Source organism: Nocardia jinanensis, from assembly GCF_014645735.1.
Lineage (GTDB): Bacteria > Actinomycetota > Actinomycetes > Mycobacteriales > Mycobacteriaceae > Nocardia > Nocardia jinanensis.
The window spans coordinates 187866-207406 of sequence record NZ_BMMH01000010.1 but is presented as its reverse complement, the minus strand read 5'-3'; the positions used below and the strand labels follow the sequence as shown (position 1 = coordinate 207406).

19 protein-coding genes are annotated in these 19541 nt (G+C 66.9%); 8 read left to right on the top strand and 11 right to left on the bottom strand.

Going from position 1 to position 19541, the window contains the following annotated elements:
* Window positions 1–23 precede the first annotated feature (23 nt).
* The 4 genes from IEY68_RS22950 to lon form a co-directional block, all read right to left on the bottom strand.
* Window positions 24–1622: a molybdopterin-dependent oxidoreductase gene (locus tag IEY68_RS22950; protein ID WP_082681536.1), complete on the bottom strand. Its 1599-nt coding sequence runs from the start codon at window positions 1620–1622 to the stop codon at window positions 24–26.
* A 208-nt stretch (window positions 1623–1830) separates the two neighbouring features.
* Window positions 1831–2706, bottom strand: coding sequence for an anti-sigma factor (locus IEY68_RS22945; RefSeq protein ID WP_058856107.1), 876 nt, complete (start codon window positions 2704–2706; stop codon window positions 1831–1833).
* The gene (gene sigK / locus IEY68_RS22940; protein WP_058856106.1) at window positions 2699–3358 is read right to left on the bottom strand and encodes an ECF RNA polymerase sigma factor SigK; all 660 of its coding nucleotides are present in this window, start codon (window positions 3356–3358) and stop codon (window positions 2699–2701) included. Before sigK ends, IEY68_RS22945 begins: the two co-directional genes overlap by 8 nt.
* A gap of 443 nt (window positions 3359–3801) precedes the next feature.
* Complete coding sequence (gene lon / locus IEY68_RS22935) at window positions 3802–6090, bottom strand: endopeptidase La (RefSeq protein WP_058856151.1); 2289 nt, start codon at window positions 6088–6090, stop codon at window positions 3802–3804.
* A 342-nt stretch (window positions 6091–6432) separates the two neighbouring features.
* Here lon and IEY68_RS22930 point away from each other — a divergent pair, with 342 nt between their 5' ends.
* Together IEY68_RS22930 and IEY68_RS22925 are read left to right on the top strand one after the other, a co-directional pair.
* Window positions 6433–6759 (top strand): hypothetical protein, encoded by a 327-nt coding sequence (locus tag IEY68_RS22930; protein WP_058856105.1) that lies wholly within the window; start codon window positions 6433–6435, stop codon window positions 6757–6759.
* Between the two features lie 5 nt (window positions 6760–6764).
* On the top strand, window positions 6765–6941 hold the full coding sequence (locus IEY68_RS22925; protein ID WP_058856104.1) for a cold shock domain-containing protein: 177 nt from the start codon (window positions 6765–6767) through the stop codon (window positions 6939–6941).
* 366 nt (window positions 6942–7307) lie between these two features.
* On the opposite strand, the gene IEY68_RS22920 is transcribed toward IEY68_RS22925, so the two are convergent.
* Together IEY68_RS22920 and IEY68_RS22915 are read right to left on the bottom strand one after the other, a co-directional pair.
* The gene (locus tag IEY68_RS22920) at window positions 7308–8486 is read right to left on the bottom strand and encodes a hypothetical protein (protein WP_062999079.1); all 1179 of its coding nucleotides are present in this window, start codon (window positions 8484–8486) and stop codon (window positions 7308–7310) included.
* A gap of 75 nt (window positions 8487–8561) precedes the next feature.
* Window positions 8562–9929 (bottom strand): hypothetical protein, encoded by a 1368-nt coding sequence (locus IEY68_RS22915; RefSeq protein WP_229718929.1) that lies wholly within the window; start codon window positions 9927–9929, stop codon window positions 8562–8564.
* 185 nt (window positions 9930–10114) lie between these two features.
* Between IEY68_RS22915 and IEY68_RS36835 the strand changes: the two genes are divergently transcribed.
* Both IEY68_RS36835 and IEY68_RS22910 read left to right on the top strand, forming a co-directional pair.
* Window positions 10115–10240, top strand: a complete 126-nt coding sequence (locus IEY68_RS36835; RefSeq protein WP_267886587.1) for a hypothetical protein — start codon at window positions 10115–10117, stop codon at window positions 10238–10240.
* Between the two features lie 18 nt (window positions 10241–10258).
* Window positions 10259–10474 carry a hypothetical protein gene (locus IEY68_RS22910; protein WP_058856100.1) on the top strand — a complete coding sequence of 72 codons (216 nt, stop codon included), beginning with the start codon at window positions 10259–10261 and terminating at the stop codon, window positions 10472–10474.
* A 431-nt stretch (window positions 10475–10905) separates the two neighbouring features.
* Here IEY68_RS22910 and IEY68_RS36830 read toward each other — a convergent pair whose 3' ends face one another.
* The 3 genes from IEY68_RS36830 to IEY68_RS22900 all read right to left on the bottom strand — a co-directional run bounded on the left by IEY68_RS36830 (window position 10906) and on the right by IEY68_RS22900 (window position 13845).
* A complete protein-coding gene (locus IEY68_RS36830) occupies window positions 10906–11037 on the bottom strand; it encodes a hypothetical protein (RefSeq protein WP_267886586.1) in 132 nt (43 codons plus the stop codon).
* Window positions 11038–11320: 283 nt separating this feature from the next.
* Window positions 11321–13048: a thiamine pyrophosphate-binding protein gene (locus IEY68_RS22905; RefSeq protein ID WP_082681535.1), complete on the bottom strand. Its 1728-nt coding sequence runs from the start codon at window positions 13046–13048 to the stop codon at window positions 11321–11323.
* Window positions 13045–13845, bottom strand: coding sequence for a cyclase family protein (locus IEY68_RS22900; protein ID WP_058856098.1), 801 nt, complete (start codon window positions 13843–13845; stop codon window positions 13045–13047). Before IEY68_RS22900 ends, IEY68_RS22905 begins: the two co-directional genes overlap by 4 nt.
* Window positions 13846–13987: 142 nt before the next feature.
* On the opposite strand from IEY68_RS22900, the gene IEY68_RS22895 reads away from it, so the two are divergent.
* The 4 genes from IEY68_RS22895 to IEY68_RS22880 all read left to right on the top strand — a co-directional run bounded on the left by IEY68_RS22895 (window position 13988) and on the right by IEY68_RS22880 (window position 17704).
* On the top strand, window positions 13988–15343 hold the full coding sequence (locus IEY68_RS22895) for a DUF445 domain-containing protein (RefSeq protein WP_058856097.1): 1356 nt from the start codon (window positions 13988–13990) through the stop codon (window positions 15341–15343).
* Between the two features lie 135 nt (window positions 15344–15478).
* Window positions 15479–16282 (top strand): TIGR03084 family metal-binding protein, encoded by an 804-nt coding sequence (locus IEY68_RS22890; RefSeq protein WP_058856096.1) that lies wholly within the window; start codon window positions 15479–15481, stop codon window positions 16280–16282.
* Between the two features lie 366 nt (window positions 16283–16648).
* A complete protein-coding gene (locus IEY68_RS22885) occupies window positions 16649–17122 on the top strand; it encodes an SRPBCC family protein (RefSeq protein ID WP_058856095.1) in 474 nt (157 codons plus the stop codon).
* 9 nt (window positions 17123–17131) lie between these two features.
* Complete coding sequence (locus tag IEY68_RS22880) at window positions 17132–17704, top strand: ribonuclease H family protein (protein ID WP_058856094.1); 573 nt, start codon at window positions 17132–17134, stop codon at window positions 17702–17704.
* A gap of 131 nt (window positions 17705–17835) precedes the next feature.
* Here the strand turns inward: IEY68_RS22880 and IEY68_RS22875 are convergent, their stop codons facing one another.
* Together IEY68_RS22875 and IEY68_RS22870 are read right to left on the bottom strand one after the other, a co-directional pair.
* Window positions 17836–18465, bottom strand: coding sequence for a hypothetical protein (locus IEY68_RS22875; RefSeq protein ID WP_062999082.1), 630 nt, complete (start codon window positions 18463–18465; stop codon window positions 17836–17838).
* Between the two features lie 39 nt (window positions 18466–18504).
* Complete coding sequence (locus IEY68_RS22870; protein WP_156426419.1) at window positions 18505–19491, bottom strand: Rv1363c family protein; 987 nt, start codon at window positions 19489–19491, stop codon at window positions 18505–18507.
* Window positions 19492–19541 lie beyond the last annotated feature (50 nt).

Sequence of the window (19541 nt, the reverse complement as noted above, 5' to 3'; positions counted from 1 at the left end):
CCCAGCGGACCGGACGGTCACCGTCATCGGACGGTGACCGTCCGGCTGTGCCGGCCGGTCGCGCCGTCCGGCACAGGGTCGGCGCGTTCCTCGGTCTGCACCCGCCCCGTCCCGTCGGTGGCGCGCACCCGCAGTGTGTGCGAACCGGGTGTCGCGTCCCAGCGCCAGGTCCACTGACGCCAGGTGTCCAGCGAGTACTCCGGTGCCAGTTCGGCCGGCTGCCAGGGACCGTCGTCGACCTGGACCTCCACGGCGGCCACTCCGCGATGCTGAGCCCAGGCCACCCCGGCCACCACCGCCGGTCCCGGAGCGACACTGCCGAAGGCCGCCGGAACATCGATACGGGAAGCGGTTTTGATCGGGCCGAACGCCGACCAACCACGGCGAGTCCAATAGGCCTGGGCCCGATCGAATCTGGTGATCTCCAGATCGACGACCCATTTCGTGGCACTGACGTATCCGTAGAGACCGGGCACCACCATCCGGGCCGGGTAACCGTGCGCGACCGATAACGGTTCACCGTTCATACCCACCGCGAGCAGGGCGTCGCGACCGTCGGTGAGCGCTGCGACGGGTGTGCCCGCGGTGAAACCGTCAGCGCTGGTGGACAGCACCATATCCGCGTCCGGCCGGACCCCGGCCTCGGCGAGGAGGTCGGCGAGCGGGTATCCGATCCAGGTCGCGTTACCGATCAGATCACCGCCGACCTCATTGGACACACACGTCAGGGTGATCACCTTCTCCACGGCGGGCCGCCGCAGCAGATCGTCCATGGTGAGCTCGATTTCGCGCTCCACCATGCCGTGGATCCGCAGCCGCCAGTCGGCACTGGTCAACGCGGGTATCCGCAGTGCGGTGTCGATCCGGTAGAACGTGTCGTTGGGGGTGATGAAATCGGTGATTCCCGGTACGGGCGGATCGGTGCCCGGTGGTACGGGTGCGGCCGCGACCTGTGGACGCGGGACCACGAACCGCCGCAGATCGGCGGTCACCGCCCGCGCTCGTTCCCCCGCCCACCGCCCGGCCGCGGCGGATCCGGCGGCGAGGACAAGGGCCCCGGCGGCCAGCCCCAGGAACCGCCGCCGCGACGCGTCGGTGCCGTCCGTAGCTGTGCCCTCCGCGGATCCGCCGGCGGCGGCGTGGCGTGGCGCCCTGGTGATCAGCACCCGGAGCGTGCACACCCCGGCCGCGGCTCCGAGCAGGATCGGCACCGTGAACGCCGCGGTCGCGTTCGGCCGCTGCAACACGGCGACACCCACGGCCACCGCGAGCCCCGCCAGCAGCGCACTGCCGTAGGGCCGACGCCGTTCCAGCAGGCCCGCCACCACGGCGAGTACCACCATCATCAGACCCATGCACAGGAAAAGCACGAGTTTGTCGCGCGTACCGAACTGTTCGATGGCAAACTCGCGTAATGCCCGGGGTGTGTGGTCGACGACGGTCGCGCCGGTGGCCAGGAAGGGCGAGGCCTCCGGGGCGATCAAGGCCGCCGCCAGTTCACCGATACCGAGGACGACCGCGGCGGCCGCCAGACCGCTCAGTGCCGCCGCGAACCGTCCGGTGGTATCCGGGTCCTGCTGATCCGGCCCGGTGGGGCCGGTCGAACTCGTTGTGTCCTGCATCAGCGTCCTCGTTCATCCGCCGGGGCGGGGCGTCCGGCAGCTGGGAATTCGTCACATCGTCCACTCCGGATGGTGTCACTCCTGGCCGCAGCGGGGAAGACACCGGTGCTGCTGTCCTGGGCATCTGACCGGGACGGCCGTGGCCCACGCTGCGCTCGACCGCAGAGCGGGCCCACGGCGTGGGTGCGTCCCTGCCCGGACGCCGGGCTCAGCCCAGCGTGAGCGCCGCGAGCGGATCGCTGGTGGGCGCCGGTGATCCGCCGTCCGGCTCCAGGGTGATCGCGAGCTGATCCGAACCGGTGAACTCGGTGACATACGGATCGCTCGCACCCGGAAGATCGGTCAGCACACCTGCCGAACGCGGTATCCCGCTCGCGTCGATCAGCCACAGCTGATAGTCGCTGCCAGGGGGCGGCGCGGGTGTCGCGGCGAAGGACACGGTGGCCGCGCTCAGCGCATCGGAAACGTGGACGGTGAGGACACCGGCGGCACCGATCGGAGTACTGGCGGTCCGGGCGTCGGGCTGGGCCAGCACCTCCTGCGCGGTCACGGTCCCGGCGGGCTCGTCACCACGCTGCGCGACCACGCCCACACCGACCGCGATACCGACGGCCACCACCACCGCGGCCGCCGCGCCCGCCAGCGCCCACCGGCGCGAAAGCGCCCGCTTACGGTCGCGGGCGTGGGCCGATTCGGCTGCGCCGCCGGCACCGGGCCGGGTAGTCGCCGGATCGGCTTGCGTGGATTCGGTCGAGCCGAGCGCATCGTCCGGCGGCGAATCGGGCCGCGCGATCCCCTGCACCGTGGACCGGGCTCCCGGCACGCCATCGAGTGCCGCGCGAATTCGGGCCTCGACCCGGGCCGGGGGTGCTTGGGCATCGAGAACCGACAGCGCCGCCATCGCTTCCCGCACCTCTCGGACAGTGCCATCGAACGCGCGGACGGTCGAGGGATCGGCGGTGTGCAAACGCTGTTCGATTTCCGCGCCCTCGGCGGTGGCGACCGCGTCGAGGGCGTACGGAAAGGCGAGATCCAGTAGGTCGCCGCTGTTCTCCGGCGAATCGGGTGGTGAGGTATCAGGCATCGGAGACAACCCCTGCGAGGCAATTCTGGAGCCGCTTCAAACCATCGCGGATGCGGCTCTTGATCGTGGGTAGCGGAGATTCGAGGTGATCGGCCACCTCGCGGTAGGTACGCCCGCTGTAGTAGGCGAGGGCGACCGCCTCACGCTGGGTGGAGGTCAGCACCTCGAGACAGTCGCGAACCGCCTGCTCATCGAGGCGCTGATCCACCGTTTCGGAGACGATGTCGTGATCGCGTCCCAGATGAGTGTGCCCGTAGACGATTTCTCTGCCAGTGGCCGACTCCTCGGCCCGTACCCGGTCGACAGCGCGCCGGTGCGTGATCATCATCAGCCAGCCGATGGCGCTCGACCGGGCCGGGTCGTAGCGTGCCGCGGCGGACCAGACCTGGAGGTATACCTCCTGGGTGGCTTCCTCGGCGGCCGCCGGGCTGCGCAGGATCCGCCGCGCCAGCCCGAATACGCGTGGACTGGTCTCCCGGTAGAACCGGGTGAACGCTTCCCGGTCGCCGTCGCCTGCGGCGGACAGCAGATCGGCGAGCCGTCGTTGCGTCGCCCGGTCGTCGTACCCGTCGGTGCGAACCGGGCAGGCCGCCGCGTCGCCGGTCTCCGCATCGGCCAACCGGATCGGGCCGGACCCCGGCCCCTTCGTCATGATCGCACCCTGGACTGCATGGCAAGGCGTTCGCTACAGCCCCCGGCCGGGATCGGTGCACTCCCCGGGTTGTTGTTCAGATCACCGTGCAGAACACAACGCATCATGGCGCCAGTCTGGTGCACCCGGCCCGCACCCGCGTCCGAAACGGTCAGGCCGGCGGCATGAGGACCTTGTCGATCATGTACAGGCCGTCGACCCCAGCAGGGCGGTGGTCGAAACGATCGCCGCCGCAAGCACAACGCGCTGCATGCTCTTCATGGATTCCCATCACTTTCAGCCAGGACGACCCCTGTACGGCCGCACCGCGAACATTGCCGGACGGAATTCGGGTGGAGCGGCGTCGCGGATGGGCCCGGGCCACGATCGGCTGAAAGAAACCGCTGGACAAGAAAGGGCCGCGGCAGCCCCTGCGGGGAGGTGCCGCGGCCCGTGACCGGTGATCAGGCGCTGGCCGCCAGAGTGCGGCCGTCCAGGGCCGGTTCGCGCACCGGTTCGATGGCGTAGGCCAGGATCTCGGCGACATCGCCCACCGGACGGACGTCGAGATCGGCCAGCACATCGGCCGGGACATCGTCGAGGTCGGGTTCGTTGCGGGCCGGAATGAACACCGTCTTCAGTCCCGCGCGCTGCGCGGCGAGCAGTTTCTGCTTCACCCCGCCGATCGGCAGCACCCGGCCGTTCAGCGTGACCTCGCCGGTCATTCCGATATCGGAGCGCACCGGGCGCCCCAGCGCCAGCGAAACCAGCGCGGTGACCATGGTGACACCGGCCGACGGACCGTCCTTGGGTACGGCCCCGGCGGGCACGTGGACGTGCAGGTTCCCGTCCAGGACCGCCGATTCGATACCGATCTCACCCAGATGCGAGCGCACGTAGGTCAGCGCGATCTGCGCCGATTCCTTCATGACGTCGCCCAGCTGACCGGTCAGTGTCAGCGCGCGTTCGCCCGCGGCGGTGTTGGCCTCGATGTAGAGGACCTCACCCCCGAGACCGGTGACCGCCAGCCCGGTCGCCACGCCCGGCACGGCGGTGCGTTCCGCTGAATCCGGGGTGAAGCGCGGCCGACCGAGATAGTCCTTCAGATCGCCGATATCGATGGTCAGCGCTTCGGCGGTCCCGTCGACCTCCGACAGCCGGGTCGCCGCCTTCCGCAGCGCTTTGGCGAGCAGCCGTTCCAGCTGCCGGACACCGGCTTCCCTGGTGTAGTCGGCCGCGATCTCGCGCAACGCCAAGTCGGTGACCTGGACCTCTTCGACGGTGAGCGCATTGCGTTCCAGCTGCCGGGGCAGCAGGAAGTCGCGGGCGATGGCGACCTTGTCGTCCTCGGTGTACCCGTCGACGGTGATCACTTCCATCCGGTCCAGCAGCGGGCCGGGGATGGTGTCCATGACATTGGCCGTGGCCAGGAACAGCACATCGGACAGGTCCAGGTCCAAATCGAGGTAGTGGTCGCGGAAAGTGTGGTTCTGTGCGGGATCGAGCACCTCGAGCAGGGCCGCCGCGGGGTCACCACGGAAATCCGAGCCGATCTTGTCGACCTCGTCCAGCAGTACGACCGGGTTCATCGATCCGGCTTCATTGATCGCACGCACTATCCGGCCGGGCATCGCGCCCACATAGGTGCGCCGGTGTCCGCGGATCTCCGCTTCGTCGCGCACACCACCCAGGGCGACGCGTACGAATTTGCGGCCCAGGGCCCGGGCTACGGATTCACCGAGCGAGGTCTTACCGACCCCGGGCGGTCCCGCGAGGACCAGCACCGCACCGGACCCGCGGCCACCCACGACTTCCAGACCGCGCCGCGCGCGCCGCGCGCGGACCGCCAGGTACTCGACCATCCGGTCCTTCACCTCGTCCAGGCCGTGGTGGTCGGCGTCGAGCACGGCCCGGGCCGCCGTCACATCGGTGGAATCGGTGGTCTTGACCTGCCACGGCAGTTCCAGCACGGTGTCCAACCACGTCCGGATCCACCCGCTTTCGGGACTCTGATCGCTGGACCGCTCCAGCCGGTCGACCTCGCGCAGAGCCGCTTCGCGCACGTTCTCGGGCAGTTCGGCCTGCTCTACGCGGGTGCGGTAATCGTCGGCGCCGTCCGGTTCGCCCTCGCCCAGTTCCTTACGGATGGCGTTGAGCTGTTGGCGCAGCAGGAATTCGCGCTGACTCTTCTCCATGTTCTCGCGGACCTCGTCACCGATCTTCTCGGTGACCTCGGCTTCGGCGATATGGGCCCGGGTCCAGTCGATCAACAGGTTCAGCCGCTGCGCGACATCCGGGGTCTCGAGCAGTTCGCGTTTCTGCTCATCGGTGAGATAAGCGGCGTAACCGGCGGTATCGGCGATGGCGGACGGATCGGTGAGCTGGTTGAACGCGTCGACCATCTGCCAAGCCTCGCGCCGTTGCAACACCGAGACGACAAGCTTCTTGTACTCTTCTGCCAGTTCCCGTGTGCGACCGTCGGCGGCGGGGGTCTCGACCGGTTCGGCCTCCACCCACAGCGCCGCGCCGGGGCCGGTGACGCCGTGCCCGATCTTCGCGCGCCGTTCCGCCTTGAGGACCGCGGCCGCCGCACCGCCGCGCATCCGGCCGATCTGTTCGACTGTGGCGATCACGCCGTAGGCGGCGTAACCCTCGGTCAGGCGCGGGGCCAGCAGTACTGTCCCGGTCTTCGCGGCCTGCGCTGCGTCGATCGCCGCCTGCGCGGATTCGTCCAGTTCGATCGGCACGACCATCCCGGGGAGCACGATGGGATCGGTCAGGAACAGCACCGGAAGATTCAGTGGTGTAGTCACGAACACAACCTCCAATACTTGAGCTAATCCCACTCAACTTCACCGATGTCGCCTTTGTTCCACCTCGCGCCGTTGTTCGCCCACGGCGAATTGTAGATTCTCATTCGCGGTGTCGTTCTCTCATGTTTCTGTCGGTAACTTGTCGCCTCTTCTCATCTGTTGTCGCAGGTGAGGCCATGGAGTGGTGTCCGCGCGGATCCCCTCCGTGCTGGAGGTGGGACTGAGTTACGCGACCGAGGAGCTCGGCCGGGCGGACACGGACGTGCGTTCAGCGGACGCAGCGTGCTCGTGCACGGTCTGCCGGTGCGGCGGGTCCATACCGAGGCGGGGAAGAAGCACTACACCGGCGTCTTCTGGTCCTCGACCACAGAGACTCAGCACCACTACGAGAGCCGCTTGGAGTTGGACCGGCTGTGGCTTGCTGATTTCGATCCGCATGTCGTGTGGTTGGCCGCGCAGCCGTTCTGCCTGTGGGGTCGCGATGGTACTGCTGTTCGTCGGCATATGCCCGATCTGCTGTTGAAGCTGGAAACTCGAGGAGCGGGCGGCGCGCCTGCGTGTGGCCACCCCTACGCACAACTCCAACTCGCCAAACGCACCAAATCCTGAATGACATGGCATGGAAGGGCTTCGGGTTCATCGCGCAAGACGGTGGCAGTCCTGACATCTTCGTCCACTACTTCGAGATTTCCGGCGCCGGATTCAAGTCCCTGGACGAGGGACAGCGTGTCGAGTTCGAGATCGGCCAGGGCCAGAAAGGCCCGCCGGCGCAGAACGTCCGCGCCGTCTAAAGAGCCGTCACACCCGAAAAACCAGCGCTACGGCCCGGGGTTCGTGGTTTCCGAAGCCCAGGACCCGAACTCCGTCCCACCGATGCCGCCGACGGGGGTGGCTGCTATCGGCGCGGTGTCGACGCAGGCCAGGCCCACTTCGGGCCGCCCGGCGAGGCGAAACTACGGCCACCCGCACCCGGGCCCGAGCAGGCCCGTGGTGTCCAGATTCCCCGAAATCCGGCACTGAGTGTTTCGGTCCTGATCGGAGATGTTCGGTCGTAGGTGTGGGACCCAGGTACCGAACGGATGGATCGAACGACATCCGTTCTTCCTCAGCGATTCTGCGAAGCATCGATCGTCGACTTCGAGCGTATGACCGCCGACCTACTTCAGCAGGCCGGCGATGCCGGTCACGGCGTAATGGGACTTGCCGCTCTCGGTGGGGGAGTTGATGATCGCGTTGAGCCAGGGCAGTTCGATCGGGTCACGGGTGCGCTGGCCGGTGAGCAGGCCGTACTCGGTATAGGTCGGGGTGGCACTGTGGTCGATATGCGAGACCGTGGTGTTGGTGACTGTCACCGAGTGGCTGTCACCGTTGGCGGGCAGTATCCATTCCTGGCGGGCTTCGGACTCGCGGTCCAGCGGCAGGGACAGGACCGCCCCGTCGGAGCTGATCCAGTACAGCCGTTCGTCGACCATGGTCAGTGTATTGGTGCGAGTCGAGGCCGGATGGTGTCCGATGTCGACTGTCGTTTCGGTGTGCGCACCGGTGGTGGTGTCGATCCGGACCAGCATCAGGCCGGACTCTGCTGTGGCGGTGCGCCTGGCGTCGGTCGTGCCGTAGAGGTTGTACAGGGTCCGGCCGTCTGCTGAGCAGGCGTTGGTGCGTGACACCGCCCGGAAGTCGACAGGGTAATCCCACTCGCCGCGCACCACGGCCTCTCCGCCGACGCCTGGGAGCTCGTAGAGCCGATGTCGCACACTCGGTGCACCGGAGGTCAGATCGTCGAACCCGACTACCAGCCCGTAGCCGGCGGCTCCGCAGTAACTGCCGGTGAGCATCATGCCTGGGACCGACCCGACAACTGGTGAGCTACCTGGTCCGGTGATGACGTAGTTGTTGCGGTAGGCAACCTCGGGTCCATCTGGTCTGCCGGTGTTGAACCAGAACATCGCTCGTCCGGTCGCGGGGTCGATGGAAGCGCCTTCGACCATGTTTTCGTCGATCGGAACCGAATGGGTGCCGGCGGGGGTCGCGGTCACGACCGCGTACGCGGTGGCGGTGGTGAATCCCCGGTTCCAGCTGAGGACTCGGGACGAGTATGCGGCGGTTCCGTCGATCCGCCCGAGGGCGTTGCCGTGGTCGTCGAAGGTGAACACCATCGTGCGGTCGGTGTCGATCCCGAACGGGAGTGTCTCCGGGCCGACAACGACGGCCCCGACCGCATCGGGCGCCACCGACTGCATCTCGGGAATCGGGACGGTATCACTCCCGCATGCTGTGGCGAGGAGCATGGTGACGGTCACCGCGGTACCTCCCGTCGCACGGGTCGAGCGAGACATGATCGTTCCCTCGGATCGTTGGCGGCTCGGTCTGCGCGACCCATGGTTGGGCCGCGCAGACCGTCGTGGACCGAATCACGCAGTGTAGTGAGTCACCCAGTCCGAATCACGGATGTCCATGGGCCACACACCCCACCAGCCATTAGCATCGAGATCGATACCGCCGTCGGATGCGTTCATATAGGCGGCCCACACCAGCTGTGAGCAGTTGTAAGTCCCGGCCTCGCCATCCTTCCAGTCGCGGCGATTGAACGCGAAGTCGCTGTTGTAGCCGGATCCGATTCGTGTCCGGGCGTACGTGGCGGCTCTGGTTCGCATGTCGTCGGAAGTGTTGACCTCCATCAACGTCGGGTTGTACAGCTTGCGGTTCTCGTCTGCCCCGGGAACCAGCTGCACTCCACGGTCCGGGTCGAGCGCCTGCACAGTATCTTCCCTGGTGACGTAGATGCCGTTGTGGCCGTGCTCGTACTCAGCACCCTTCTCGATCACTGGGACCTCCAGCCCCTGCGCGGCGTCGGAGTAGAACACGTCGCCGGCGCGCCGCGCGACGGGGACCGGCACCGCGTCGGCAGGGTCTCGGCCGACCGCCCCGCTGTTGGCGTCCCGCGCTTCCTGCAGCGCACCCCGAACCACCTCGATCAGAGGCTTCGCGGCGGCCTGGGCCGCGGCGATCGCGGAGGCGAGAACCTGCTCATGGGTGATATAGGCCATGAAATTGCTCAGGTCCACGGTCACCGGCCCGGGCGCGGTGATCGATCCGTGCTGGAACTGCTGCTCAACAGTGGCGCCTTCATCCGGGCTCGACTCTTCTGCGACGGGGTTTCCGTAGCTGCCACGCTCGTAATCGGCAGCGGCCCAAGCGTCGAGCACCGTACCGGTTACGACGTGAGCTCCGGTGTCAGGATGCCAGTAGATCATCCCGTGCTCGAACCGGTTGAACCGCCCGGCACCATCCGACGTGGTCACTTCGTCGCTGACCGGGTAGCCGAGATATCCGCTCTCCCAGCCCGTCTCCCCCCACTTGTCGCGGATTGCGCCGGCGACGAAGTACGCATCGTTGAGCTTCCAGTAGATGGTGCCGCCCTGGAAGTACTGCCGCCGACCGAGGCCGTCGGGGTTGACCAGCTCATCGGAGGTCGGATAGCGCAGCGGTCCGGCTTCCCAGCCGTTGCGCTGCCAGCAGGCGAAAAAATGATTCGCCACCGGGTGCGCGCCCGCGTCGGGATGCCAGTAGATCGGTCCATTCATGAACACCGAACGCTTGCCGACGCCGTCCGGATCGGTCAGCTCATCGCTGGTCGGCCACAGCAGGAAACTGCCCGGACCACCGAGCTCGTTGTATTTGTCGAGGATCGCGCCACATACCTGGTACGGCGCCGGAGGAAAGGTCGGACATGCCATCGTGCTTTGCTCCCTTCGGATTGCCCCCGCGAGGTCGCTCATGGTCAGTCGCAGATGCGCCTGGCGATCGCGGCGACGATGTTGTCCGGGATGCCGGATCGCCCCCGAACGCGTGATAAGGCCATTCGCAGGCCGCCGACATGATCGAAGGTGGCCAGCTGGACCCGGCCGACGGCGCGTGCACGGCGGACAGGTGCTGGAGGCGCTGTCCGGAGGAGCAGGCCGCCGTGGATAACAAGAACGCGGGACGGCCCTACGATGTGGCGGCCTACAACCGTGCCCAGAAGAAGATCCAGCAGGCAGAGAAGTACGACGGCGACCGAAACAAGCAGAAGCGCGGTAAGAAGAAGTAGCCGAAGGAGCGAGGACGAATGACAATTCCGCAGTACACAATCTCTCACTTCTCTCAGTCGAATCCGGCTGGAGACAACCAGGGTGATGTCGTCGCATTGTTGCGGACAGTGGCCGCTTCGATCGAAAGCCTCGGCAACGTGGCCGTGCAAGACCTGGTCTTGCACAACGAGATCACCGCCGACGGCCCATGGCCGTCGATCACCGTCTACTACTCCGAAGAACCGAAAGAGTAGTTTCGACCTCACGCCAACCTCACCGAGCTACCTCTTGTACCGAGTGAGGTGAGTGTTGATCTTCGGGTCGGGCCGGGGAGCTCCCCGGCCCGACCTGGCCGGTCTAAGCCAAGAAGGCACGAGAGCTGGCTGAAAAACATGGTTGGCAAGTAACCCGAACAGGGTTTCTCCGTCGACGCACACGCATCAACGGCTAATGCCTCGGCAAACAACACGGGGAAGCTGATCCTGTTGTCCCCCCGGTTCTGTGGAGTCGAACTCGGTCGTAGAAGCAGTGGCGGCGGCTGTGGATCCGCGGCCACACCATTGCGGCTACTCCACCGATGATCAAGACCTTGCCCACCGGTTCCAGTGATGACAAGCACACCAGCACCAACCCGGGGGAAGGAGCAAGGTTCGCCCAGATCGTCGTGCACAGGCTGGACCGTCGATCAGGATGGCTCCTGCATGACGTTGTCCCAACCGGTGTCGTCGCGCGGTGGTCTGACCGGTTGCGGTTCGTACGGTTCGAAGCCAGGGTTGGCGATGGTGCCCTTGTCGGGGTCATGCGGATCGATCAGCATCCCCACCACCTTGTCCGCCGGGATGCCCTCCACGAAAACCACTTCGGCGGCCTCGGAGCCCCGGTGATTCGCCCTGCTCGTCCTTCCCGAGTAGCCGGTTCGCATGACCTGTCAGATGGCTACTGGTGGTGCTGGTCCGACCGGCGAGGAAATCACTGGCCATGGCCGGGCCGCACTCACCGCCGAAAACCCTCGACCGGGCGAATTCATCCTGCACTCCGACTTCGTCACCCGGAAGACCGGAAACGAGCTGTTCGAAGCGATTCATCGGGTATCGGAGTGCTCAGTGGCCGGCGAATGCTTCGGCCAGCCACCACGCGCCGCCATCACTGGTGATCTTCGCGTCGATCACCAGTGGCCGGGCCCGGCCGGTTTTCCGGTACTGCTCGACCCAGCCGCGGACCGCGGCGAGATCATCGGCGGACCGGACCGTGACCCCGGTGGCCCCGAAACCTTGTGCGATGGCGGCGATATCGGTCTCCGGGAAAGTGACCGTCCCATGGTCGGCGTCACCGAAATGGTGGACTTCGGCGCCGTAGGCGGAGTCGTTGTAGACGATCACCACCAGCGGCAGCGCACAGCGCACCGCGGTATCGAGTTCGGAGATCGCCATCAGGAACCCGCCGTCACCGGCGCCCAGTACCGGCAGCCGATCGGGCCGCGCGAAGGCCGCGCCGATGGCGGTGCCCAGTCCCAGCCCGATCGACTGGAACGCCTGGGTGAAACAGAATCCGTTCTCGTCGGGCACGGAAAGATGCGTGGCGGGATAGCCCATGAAGTTCCCGGAGTCGATCGAGACGATCCGCTGCGCGGGCAGTATCCCGTCGAGCGCGATCGTCAGCACCCGGGGGTCGATCCGGTCACCGGCGACCGAATTCTCCACCGGCACGTCCTGCCAGCGGCCGGTGCGCGCGATCCGGGACGCGACCTCCGCCGTGCGGTAGCCGACCACCCTGTCCGTCCCGGATCGCCGCAACTCGGTGAGCGCGTCCCGCGCGGTCGGATCGCAGTCACCGAGTACCCCGAACGCGACGGGGCGGTGCGCGCCGAGGGCGTCGATATCGTCGTCGACCTGTACGACCGTGGTATCGGGGCCGATCAGACGCCCATGGCGCATGGTCCACATATTCAGCGCACAACCCCATCCGACGACAAGATCGGCGCCGGCGATCAGGTCGGCGGTGGTCGGCGACGAGAAACCCCCGGAGATGCCGAGCGCGAACTCTGCGCCGGCGAAAAGTCCGTTCGCGACGGCCGAGGTGGCGAGCAACGCCCCACAGGCCTCGGCCAGGGCGGCGATCGCGGGACCCGCGTGACGCGCACCGCGCCCCGCGACGAACACCGGTTTGCGCGCACCGCGCAGCGCCTCGACCAGCTGTGCCACCGCCTCGGTACCGGGCCGGACCCGCGCCGGCGCCATGATCGCCGGAACCGGCCCGGTCGCGGTGGCGAGTGCGGCGGCGATATCGATCGCCACATTCAGGACCACCGTGCGACGCTGGGTCACCGCTGTGCGGAACGCCCTGGTCACATCGGCGACCGCGGTCTGCGCCGAGTACACCCGCTCACTCACCGCACCCACGCTGCGGACCAGAGCGTCCTGATCGACCCGGAAGTTGGACCGCAGCGCCGCCGCCGGGCTGTCCGCGGTCAGCACGATCATCGGAGTGCGACTCTTGGCCGCCTCGCTGATACCGGTCATGGCGTTGGTCAAACCGCAACCCTGGTGCAGCGAGAGCACCCCGACCCGGCCCGACATCCGCGTGTAGGCATCGGCCATGCTCGCCGCACCGCCTTCGTGCCGCGCCGCCGTGAACGGGACCCCGCCCCGGCGCAGCGCGTTGGTCGTCACGAAGTTGCCGCTGCCCACGACACCGAAACAGTGCCCGGCACCGAGGTCGGCCAGTATCCCGCCCACTACGTCGGCGACGGCCGGGCCGTAGCCGAGTTGTTCCGCGCCGTCCCGGGTACGGGTTGTTCCGATGGATTCCGCAGAGCCGCCGGAAGTCATGCCGCGCCGTCCCGCTCGAGCACCGCGAGCACCCGCGACGGGCTCCCGGTGCCGCCGACGATCGGCAGCGGACTCACCACCAGCATCGCGCCCACGGCCGGAAGGCGTCCGAGATTGCGCAGCGAGGTGAGTCCGTATTTGTCGTTACCGAGGAAATAGTGGTGCACCGGGAACGCGGGATCGAAACCACCGGCCAGACCGGCATCGACACCGACGGTTTCGACCCCGAGCCCGGTGATATCCCGTTCGGTGGCCAGCCAGCGCGCACAGTCGACCGCCAGTCCGGGCGTATGCGAACCGGTGTCGTCGGCATTGAGGAACTCGGTCTCGGAACCACCGCGTGACTCCCAGCCGGTGCGCAGCAGCAGCCACGTTCCCTCGGTCAACCGGCCGTGCCGCTGCTCCCATGCCTCGATCTCGGCGATCGTGAGCAGGTGATCCGGATCGGCGGCGACCTCGTCGGTCAGATCCAGGACAGCGGCCGGGCCGATGAGCCGGCGCACCGGGATCTGCGATACATCGTCGCCGTCCCGCCCGGTGACCCAGTGCACCGGGGCGTCGAGATGGGTGCCGATATGTTCCCCGGTGTGGATATTGTTGTGCCGCCAGAACGGGCCCGGTTCGTTGTAGGCACTGACTTCCTCGAGCCTGAAATCGATCAGATTGGCGAACGGTTCGGGCAGGCGCAGGGCCGGGGTCGAACTGCTCAGCGGGGTGGTCAGATCGATCACTTCCAGTCGCCCGGTCGCGAGGGCGGCGAGGAAGGCGGGGAGTACCGAGGTCTCGGGGTTGCTCATGTCGGCACCCTATTCCGCTTTTCCGCGGCACGGCGGACCCGCGCGCGGGCCGCGATACGCCGGTTAGCCCTGATTGACACCCGGGACGACCCGGTGACAGTGTGATCATCTCGAATACCGATCCGGCCAAGGGGAGCGCGCGATGATCACACTCTCGTCCGGAGTGTTGATCAATTGGGAAGAACTCACCGGTCAGAGCAAGTTCGTCGTCGATCTGATCAGTTTCCCGATATTCAGCGCGGCCGCCGGTTGGCTCACCAACTGGACCGGCGTACTCATGCTGTTCTGGCCGCTGATGTTCCGGGGTATCCGGATTCCGGGTCTGGACGTGCTGTATCCGTATCTGCCGCGCCGGGTCCAGGTCCTGCCGACCTTTTCCGAGGACGGGTCGCGGCTGGGTTTCCAGGGGTTCATTCCGGCGCGTGCCGAGAAAATGGCCAGTATCTGTGTCGACAAGGCTCTACTGCGGATCGGCAGTCCCCGGGATTTCATCCACGAGCTGGATCTCGACGGTATAGCCGACTATGTCGCCGCCCTGGCCCGCAAACAGGTGAAGAGCATCGTCGACGAGGTGATGAACCGGGAGAACCCCGATCTGTGGAACGCCGTACCACGGGCGATGCGGCAACTGATCTACCAGCGGGTGGAACGGGAATTGCCGGAACTCACCGGCCGGGCGTTCGATTCCCTCGGTGACAACGTCGATCAGCTCATCGACGTGAAGGGTTTCGTGATCCGGTATCTGCAGGAGAATCCGGAGATCCTCAAAGACCTCACCACCACCATCGCGGCACCGGAACTGAAATTCATGGTGCGGATCGGCCTGCTCGGCGCCCCGTTCGGCCTGCTGCTCGCCCTGTACCTGCACATCCACTCCGATATCCCGGTGTGGGGCTGGGTTCCGCCCTGGGTGATCGTGCTGGTCGCGGCGGCACTCATCGGCGTCGCGGTGAACATCATCGCTGTCCGGGTGGTGTTCACCCCCGGCGATCCGCAGCCCCGGTACAAATACATCTGGAAACAGGCCCTGCTGGCGAAACGGCAACCGCAGGCGGCCACCGATCTGGCCCATATCCTCGCCTACCAGGTGCTGACCCTGCCCAATCTGTCCAACGAGTTGCTCAACGGCCCCAACGGCGACAAGACCCGACTGCTGCTCGAACAGCTCATCTCCGATGAGATCCACCGGCAGCTGGGCCGGACGACCTCGGTGGTGCGGGCCGCGTTCGGGCGGCGGCAGTTCGACAATCTGAAGGTCGGTGCGGCGGGCGCGGCGGTCGGACTGGCGCCTTCGCTGGTGGAGGACGCCGATTTCATCCGGGAGCAGGCCGAGAACATCGATGAGTTCGCGGCGCGCAAATTACAGCTGCTGACCCCCGGCGAGTTCATGGAGATGTTCTACGCCTCGGTCGAACAGGACGCGTGGCTGCTCTATCTGCACGGCGCCGCGCTCGGGCTACTGGTCGGTGCCACCCACCTGCTGCTCTTCGGCTGGTAGGAGCGCGGCCCGGCGCGCGGGCCGTCGAGCTTTCCCGCGCGATCTCAAATCAAGCAAGCGTGCTTGTATTTTTCCCGTACCGCTGGAATGCTGAACCACGCACGACGGCCGTGCGTGACGGAGGTGAGGGAACCGATGGCCGATCTGGACGCGCTACTACGCGACCTCGCCGCGGAAGGCGCCGACCTGGAGAGCCTGGTCGCCGAACTACCCCAGCCGGACTGGGCCCGGCCCACCCCTGCGGCAGGCTGGACCATCGCCCATCAGATCGGGCATCTCGCCTGGACCGACGAGGTGGCCGGCCTGGCCGCCACCGATGCGCGGACCGGCGGCACCGCCTTCGCCGACCTGTTGACCGAAGCCGCCGCCCGGGTGACGACCTTCGTGGACGAAGCCGCCGAGGCGGCCGCCACCACACCACCGCCGGAACTGCTCGAGCGGTGGCGGCGCGGCCGGGCCGAACTCGCCGCAGCCCTGCGCGCGGCACCCGGGGACGCGAAGGTGCCCTGGTTCGGACCGCCCATGCGACCGGGGTCGATGGCCACTGCCCGGCTCATGGAGACCTGGGCGCACGGCCAGGACGTCGCCGATGCGCTCGGGGTCCACCGCACAGCGACCGGACGGCTGCGTTCGGTCGCGCATATCGGTGTACGGACCCGGAATTTCGCGTATGCCGTCCGGGAACTACCCGCACCCGGCGAGGAGTTCCGGATCGAACTGCGTGCTCCGTCGGGCGAACTGTGGTCATGGGGCCCCGAAGAGGCGCTCGAACGTGTCACCGGTCCGGCCCTCGATTTCTGCCTGCTGGTCACCCAGCGTCGGCATCCCGATGATCTGGCGCTGCGCACTACGGGCCCGGAGGCGGCACGGTGGCTGACGATCGCCCAGGCCTTCGCCGGCCCTCCGGGTAGCGGCCGCGCACCGGGCCGGCCGGGCTGACCGGGGCACCGGCGAGCGTCACACCAGGTTCCCGCGACAGCCGGACATCGTTGGCCGGATGGGCACTCGCGGCAGTCGAGTACGGCGCTCGCCGGCGGGTGATAGGTACCCCTGAGGCTGTCGCCGAAACCCGGTGCGGGTCACGGATGGGACACCCGGCTCGACATGTTCGGCGTCGCTGTGACGCTCGTCTCGAGTGTTTAGGCGGCTTGTTCACCCCAGTCGGCCCTCACCTGCTCTGATACGCTCTCCGAACGTTTCGGCCCTGTGTCACATTTGGTGTCCAACGGCTATCGAATCCTCAACTGCCTGAAATAAACCGGAAAGCTATAGTACTTTTATCGGGCAGCCGTGGAGGGAGGGCCCGTGGGCTTCATCAAATACGCGAGCGACGTAACGGCGCCGATCACCGTTGCCTTCGCTTACGCCGACAACCCGTTGTCCATTCCGAACTGGATGGCGGGCGCCACCGAGGTCATCCGGTGCGGCGATCCCGAACGCGGCCTCGGCGCGAAATACGGGATCAGATATCGGCTCGGCCCCTGGCATCCGGTGATCCACTGTGAGATCGCCGAACACCGCCAGGACGCGGTACTGGGTTACCTCCTGACCGGCGGCCCCCTCACCGCCCGGCTGACCCTCCGTTTCGACCCGCTCGGGCGCGGCCGCTCGGTGCTGACCTCCGAACTCGACTATCCCAGCTCCCGGGGATTCACCGCGATCCTGCGCGACAGGCCGCGCGACGCGCTGCTGCGCCGCGCGCTGCGGCGTAGCGAATCGCGATTGCGCAGGGCGATAGAGGAATTACACGGTACCGATCTTGTCGGCCGACTTGCGTAGGGTACATCCATGATCATCGTGAGTACCGACGGATCGTGTCTGCGAAACCCCGGCGGAGCGATCGGTTGGGCGTGGGTGGACCACGCGGGTGGTGCGGAGAGCGGCGGCGCAGCATCGGGTACCAATCAGATCGCCGAATTACGTGCGGTATTGGAGGCGGTAAGGGCCCACCCGGGGTCGGATCCGCTACTGATCGAAAGCGATTCGCTGTACGCCATCAAATGCGCGTCCGAATGGCTGCCGAACTGGCGCAACAACGGCTGGCGCACCTCCAACGGGGCCGCCGTCAAGAACGTCGAGATCATCCGGCAGATAGACCACGCCATCGCGGGGCGTCCCGGTCCGGTGCGCTTCCGCTGGGTACGCGGTCATGTGGGTAACTACTTCAACGAGCAGGCCGATGCATTGGCAGGGGCCGCCGCCCGTAAGGCCGCGGCCACGGCCTCCCCGGCGACGCGCACAGTAGCAATGGTCGCTGCGGCGGCCCCCGAAACCTCCGCGGCAGCAGGGAAGGCTGCGGAACCGGCGGTCGTACCGACCGCCGACTACGCGACAACAGCGCAGGCGCTCCACCTGTTCTGAACAGGGACGGGAGCGCCCACGCTGTTGTCGTCGTAGTCTTTGTATTCCGATACCACCCGAATAGCCTCCGGCGGTGGTGGCTCGACCCACCGCCGGGGGCGCCCGGGATCAGCGCCCGGATGCGCTTCGGATCAATTACCCGGCGCCGGGGCGGGCGCCCCGCCCTCGGGAGCGGCCGGCGCGGGGCCCGCCGGGGCGGGTGCCCCGCCCTGCGCTCCGACGCCCGCCAGCATGGCCAGCTCCCACTGGTTCACGATCCAGCGGTCGCCGTCCTTCTCCAGGCTCGCGACCACCGCGATGTCCTGGCGCTTCGGTTCGGGGGTCACCGAATTCGTCTTCATCAGGCCGATATTGACGAGAACCTTCGCGCTCTTCTCGTCACCGGACTGGAAACCACAGGTCGCGTCGTCGATCCAGGATTTCACCTTGGACTCGGTGAGCAGCTGGCGCAACACATCCCAGTTCTGCTCCAGCGAGGACACCACATTATCGGTGGCACCGTCCTTCATCGCCTGCATGAACCCGTCCAGATCACCCTGGTAGTCATAGGTATTGGTCTCGCGGGCGAAATCGCACGCCGCCTGGGTGGCCTGGTCCTGCGCGGCCAGCTCACCCCGGTTCTGCTGAAACGCGCGGAAGTACACGACTCCGGCGGCGACCAGCGCCACCAGCACCACACCCGCCACGAAGGCGGCCACCACCGGTAGCAGTCCGGACTTGTTGTCGTTGCCCGGTGTCGCCGCGGTCTCCTTCTCAGCCATAGCTTCGAGTCCTAACTTCTGTTCGTCTCGCGGCTGCAACTACTGCTGCATCATCGGTGTGTCGAAGTCGGCGACCAGCCAGGTGCCGTCGACTTTCTGCATGGAGACATTGGCAGCCACTTTGACCTGCCCCGGCCCCTGATCCTGCGGAACGTTGGCGGTGGTGAACTGCTGGTCGATGACCAGAACCACCCGAGCCTGGTCGCCGGACCCGGATTCGTAGCCGCATTGCACTCCGGTGGCGGTCGAACTCACCTTCGATTCGGCGAACCGGGTCTTCAGATCCGGCCCGATCTGGGACACCAGATCCTTCCACTTACCGGTGGAGGACTGGTCCAGGCGCTGCAGGTAGTCGTCTGCCTTGTCGCCGGTGTAGGTGGCGAAGTTGTTCCCGAAATCGCAAGCGGCCTCGGTCGCCGCGGCGCGGCGGTCCAGCTCCTCCTGCTTGTTCCCGGCGAGGAAGAAGAAAACCCCGACGGCGACGAGCGCCGCGACCAGCAGTACCGCCGCACCGATCAACGCGGGCAGCGGGAACGGCGACCGGCGGCCGGCGGGCTTTTCCGAATCGGCGCTCTCGTCGGTCCCGGATTTCTTCCCGGCCGTCGAGATCTTCTCGATGGCGTCGTCCGCCTTCTTCTCGGTATCGGTCGCGCCGGTGGAGGCATCGGCTGCCGTGTCCGATTCGTTCAGCACGACCGTGGCGTCGGAATCCACCTTCTCCGTGCCGACGCCTGCCGCGGCCTTGTCGATCCGGACGGTCGCGTCGTCGTCCGGGCCGGTCGCCTCGGAATCTGTCGCGGTCGTCGATTTCGTGGTCCGCACGGTCGATTTTTCGGCGACCGCCTTATCGGACTTCACGGTGGCATCCGGATCAGCGGATTCCGCCGTACCGATGTCGGTCTCATCGCTGCTGGTCACAGTGTCGTTCTCGTCGTTTCCGGAGGTGGCGTGCTCAGCCGCGGCGTCCGCTGGCACACCGGTGCCTTCCGGCTCCAAGGGGTCGGAGACGGGTTTTTCTGAGGACATCTGTACTGTTCACACCTTTCCGGCGCGGCTGAAAACGCGCCGTAATATAC

Excerpts from the sequence above, each read along its gene's own strand:
- IEY68_RS22905 (WP_082681535.1), bottom strand. The coding sequence starts at position 13,048 with ATGACTTCCGGCGGCTCTGCGGAATCCATCGGAACAACCCGTACCCGG.
- IEY68_RS22870 (WP_156426419.1), bottom strand. The coding sequence starts at position 19,491 with ATGTCCTCAGAAAAACCCGTCTCCGACCCCTTGGAGCCGGAAGGCACC.
- IEY68_RS22910 (WP_058856100.1), top strand. The coding sequence starts at position 10,259 with ATGACAATTCCGCAGTACACAATCTCTCACTTCTCTCAGTCGAATCCG.
- IEY68_RS22880 (WP_058856094.1), top strand. The coding sequence starts at position 17,132 with ATGATCATCGTGAGTACCGACGGATCGTGTCTGCGAAACCCCGGCGGA.
- IEY68_RS22900 (WP_058856098.1), bottom strand. The coding sequence starts at position 13,845 with ATGAGCAACCCCGAGACCTCGGTACTCCCCGCCTTCCTCGCCGCCCTC.
- IEY68_RS22895 (WP_058856097.1), top strand. The coding sequence starts at position 13,988 with ATGATCACACTCTCGTCCGGAGTGTTGATCAATTGGGAAGAACTCACC.
- IEY68_RS22945 (WP_058856107.1), bottom strand. The coding sequence starts at position 2,706 with ATGCCTGATACCTCACCACCCGATTCGCCGGAGAACAGCGGCGACCTA.
- IEY68_RS22925 (WP_058856104.1), top strand. The coding sequence starts at position 6,765 with ATGGCATGGAAGGGCTTCGGGTTCATCGCGCAAGACGGTGGCAGTCCT.
- IEY68_RS22915 (WP_229718929.1), bottom strand. The coding sequence starts at position 9,929 with ATGAGCGACCTCGCGGGGGCAATCCGAAGGGAGCAAAGCACGATGGCA.
- IEY68_RS36830 (WP_267886586.1), bottom strand. The coding sequence starts at position 11,037 with ATGCTGATCGATCCGCATGACCCCGACAAGGGCACCATCGCCAACCCT.
- IEY68_RS22950 (WP_082681536.1), bottom strand. The coding sequence starts at position 1,622 with ATGCAGGACACAACGAGTTCGACCGGCCCCACCGGGCCGGATCAGCAG.
- lon (WP_058856151.1), bottom strand. The coding sequence starts at position 6,090 with ATGGTCGTGCCGATCGAACTGGACGAATCCGCGCAGGCGGCGATCGAC.
- IEY68_RS22875 (WP_062999082.1), bottom strand. The coding sequence starts at position 18,465 with ATGGCTGAGAAGGAGACCGCGGCGACACCGGGCAACGACAACAAGTCC.
- sigK (WP_058856106.1), bottom strand. The coding sequence starts at position 3,358 with ATGACGAAGGGGCCGGGGTCCGGCCCGATCCGGTTGGCCGATGCGGAG.
- IEY68_RS22890 (WP_058856096.1), top strand. The coding sequence starts at position 15,479 with ATGGCCGATCTGGACGCGCTACTACGCGACCTCGCCGCGGAAGGCGCC.
- IEY68_RS22920 (WP_062999079.1), bottom strand. The coding sequence starts at position 8,486 with ATGTCTCGCTCGACCCGTGCGACGGGAGGTACCGCGGTGACCGTCACC.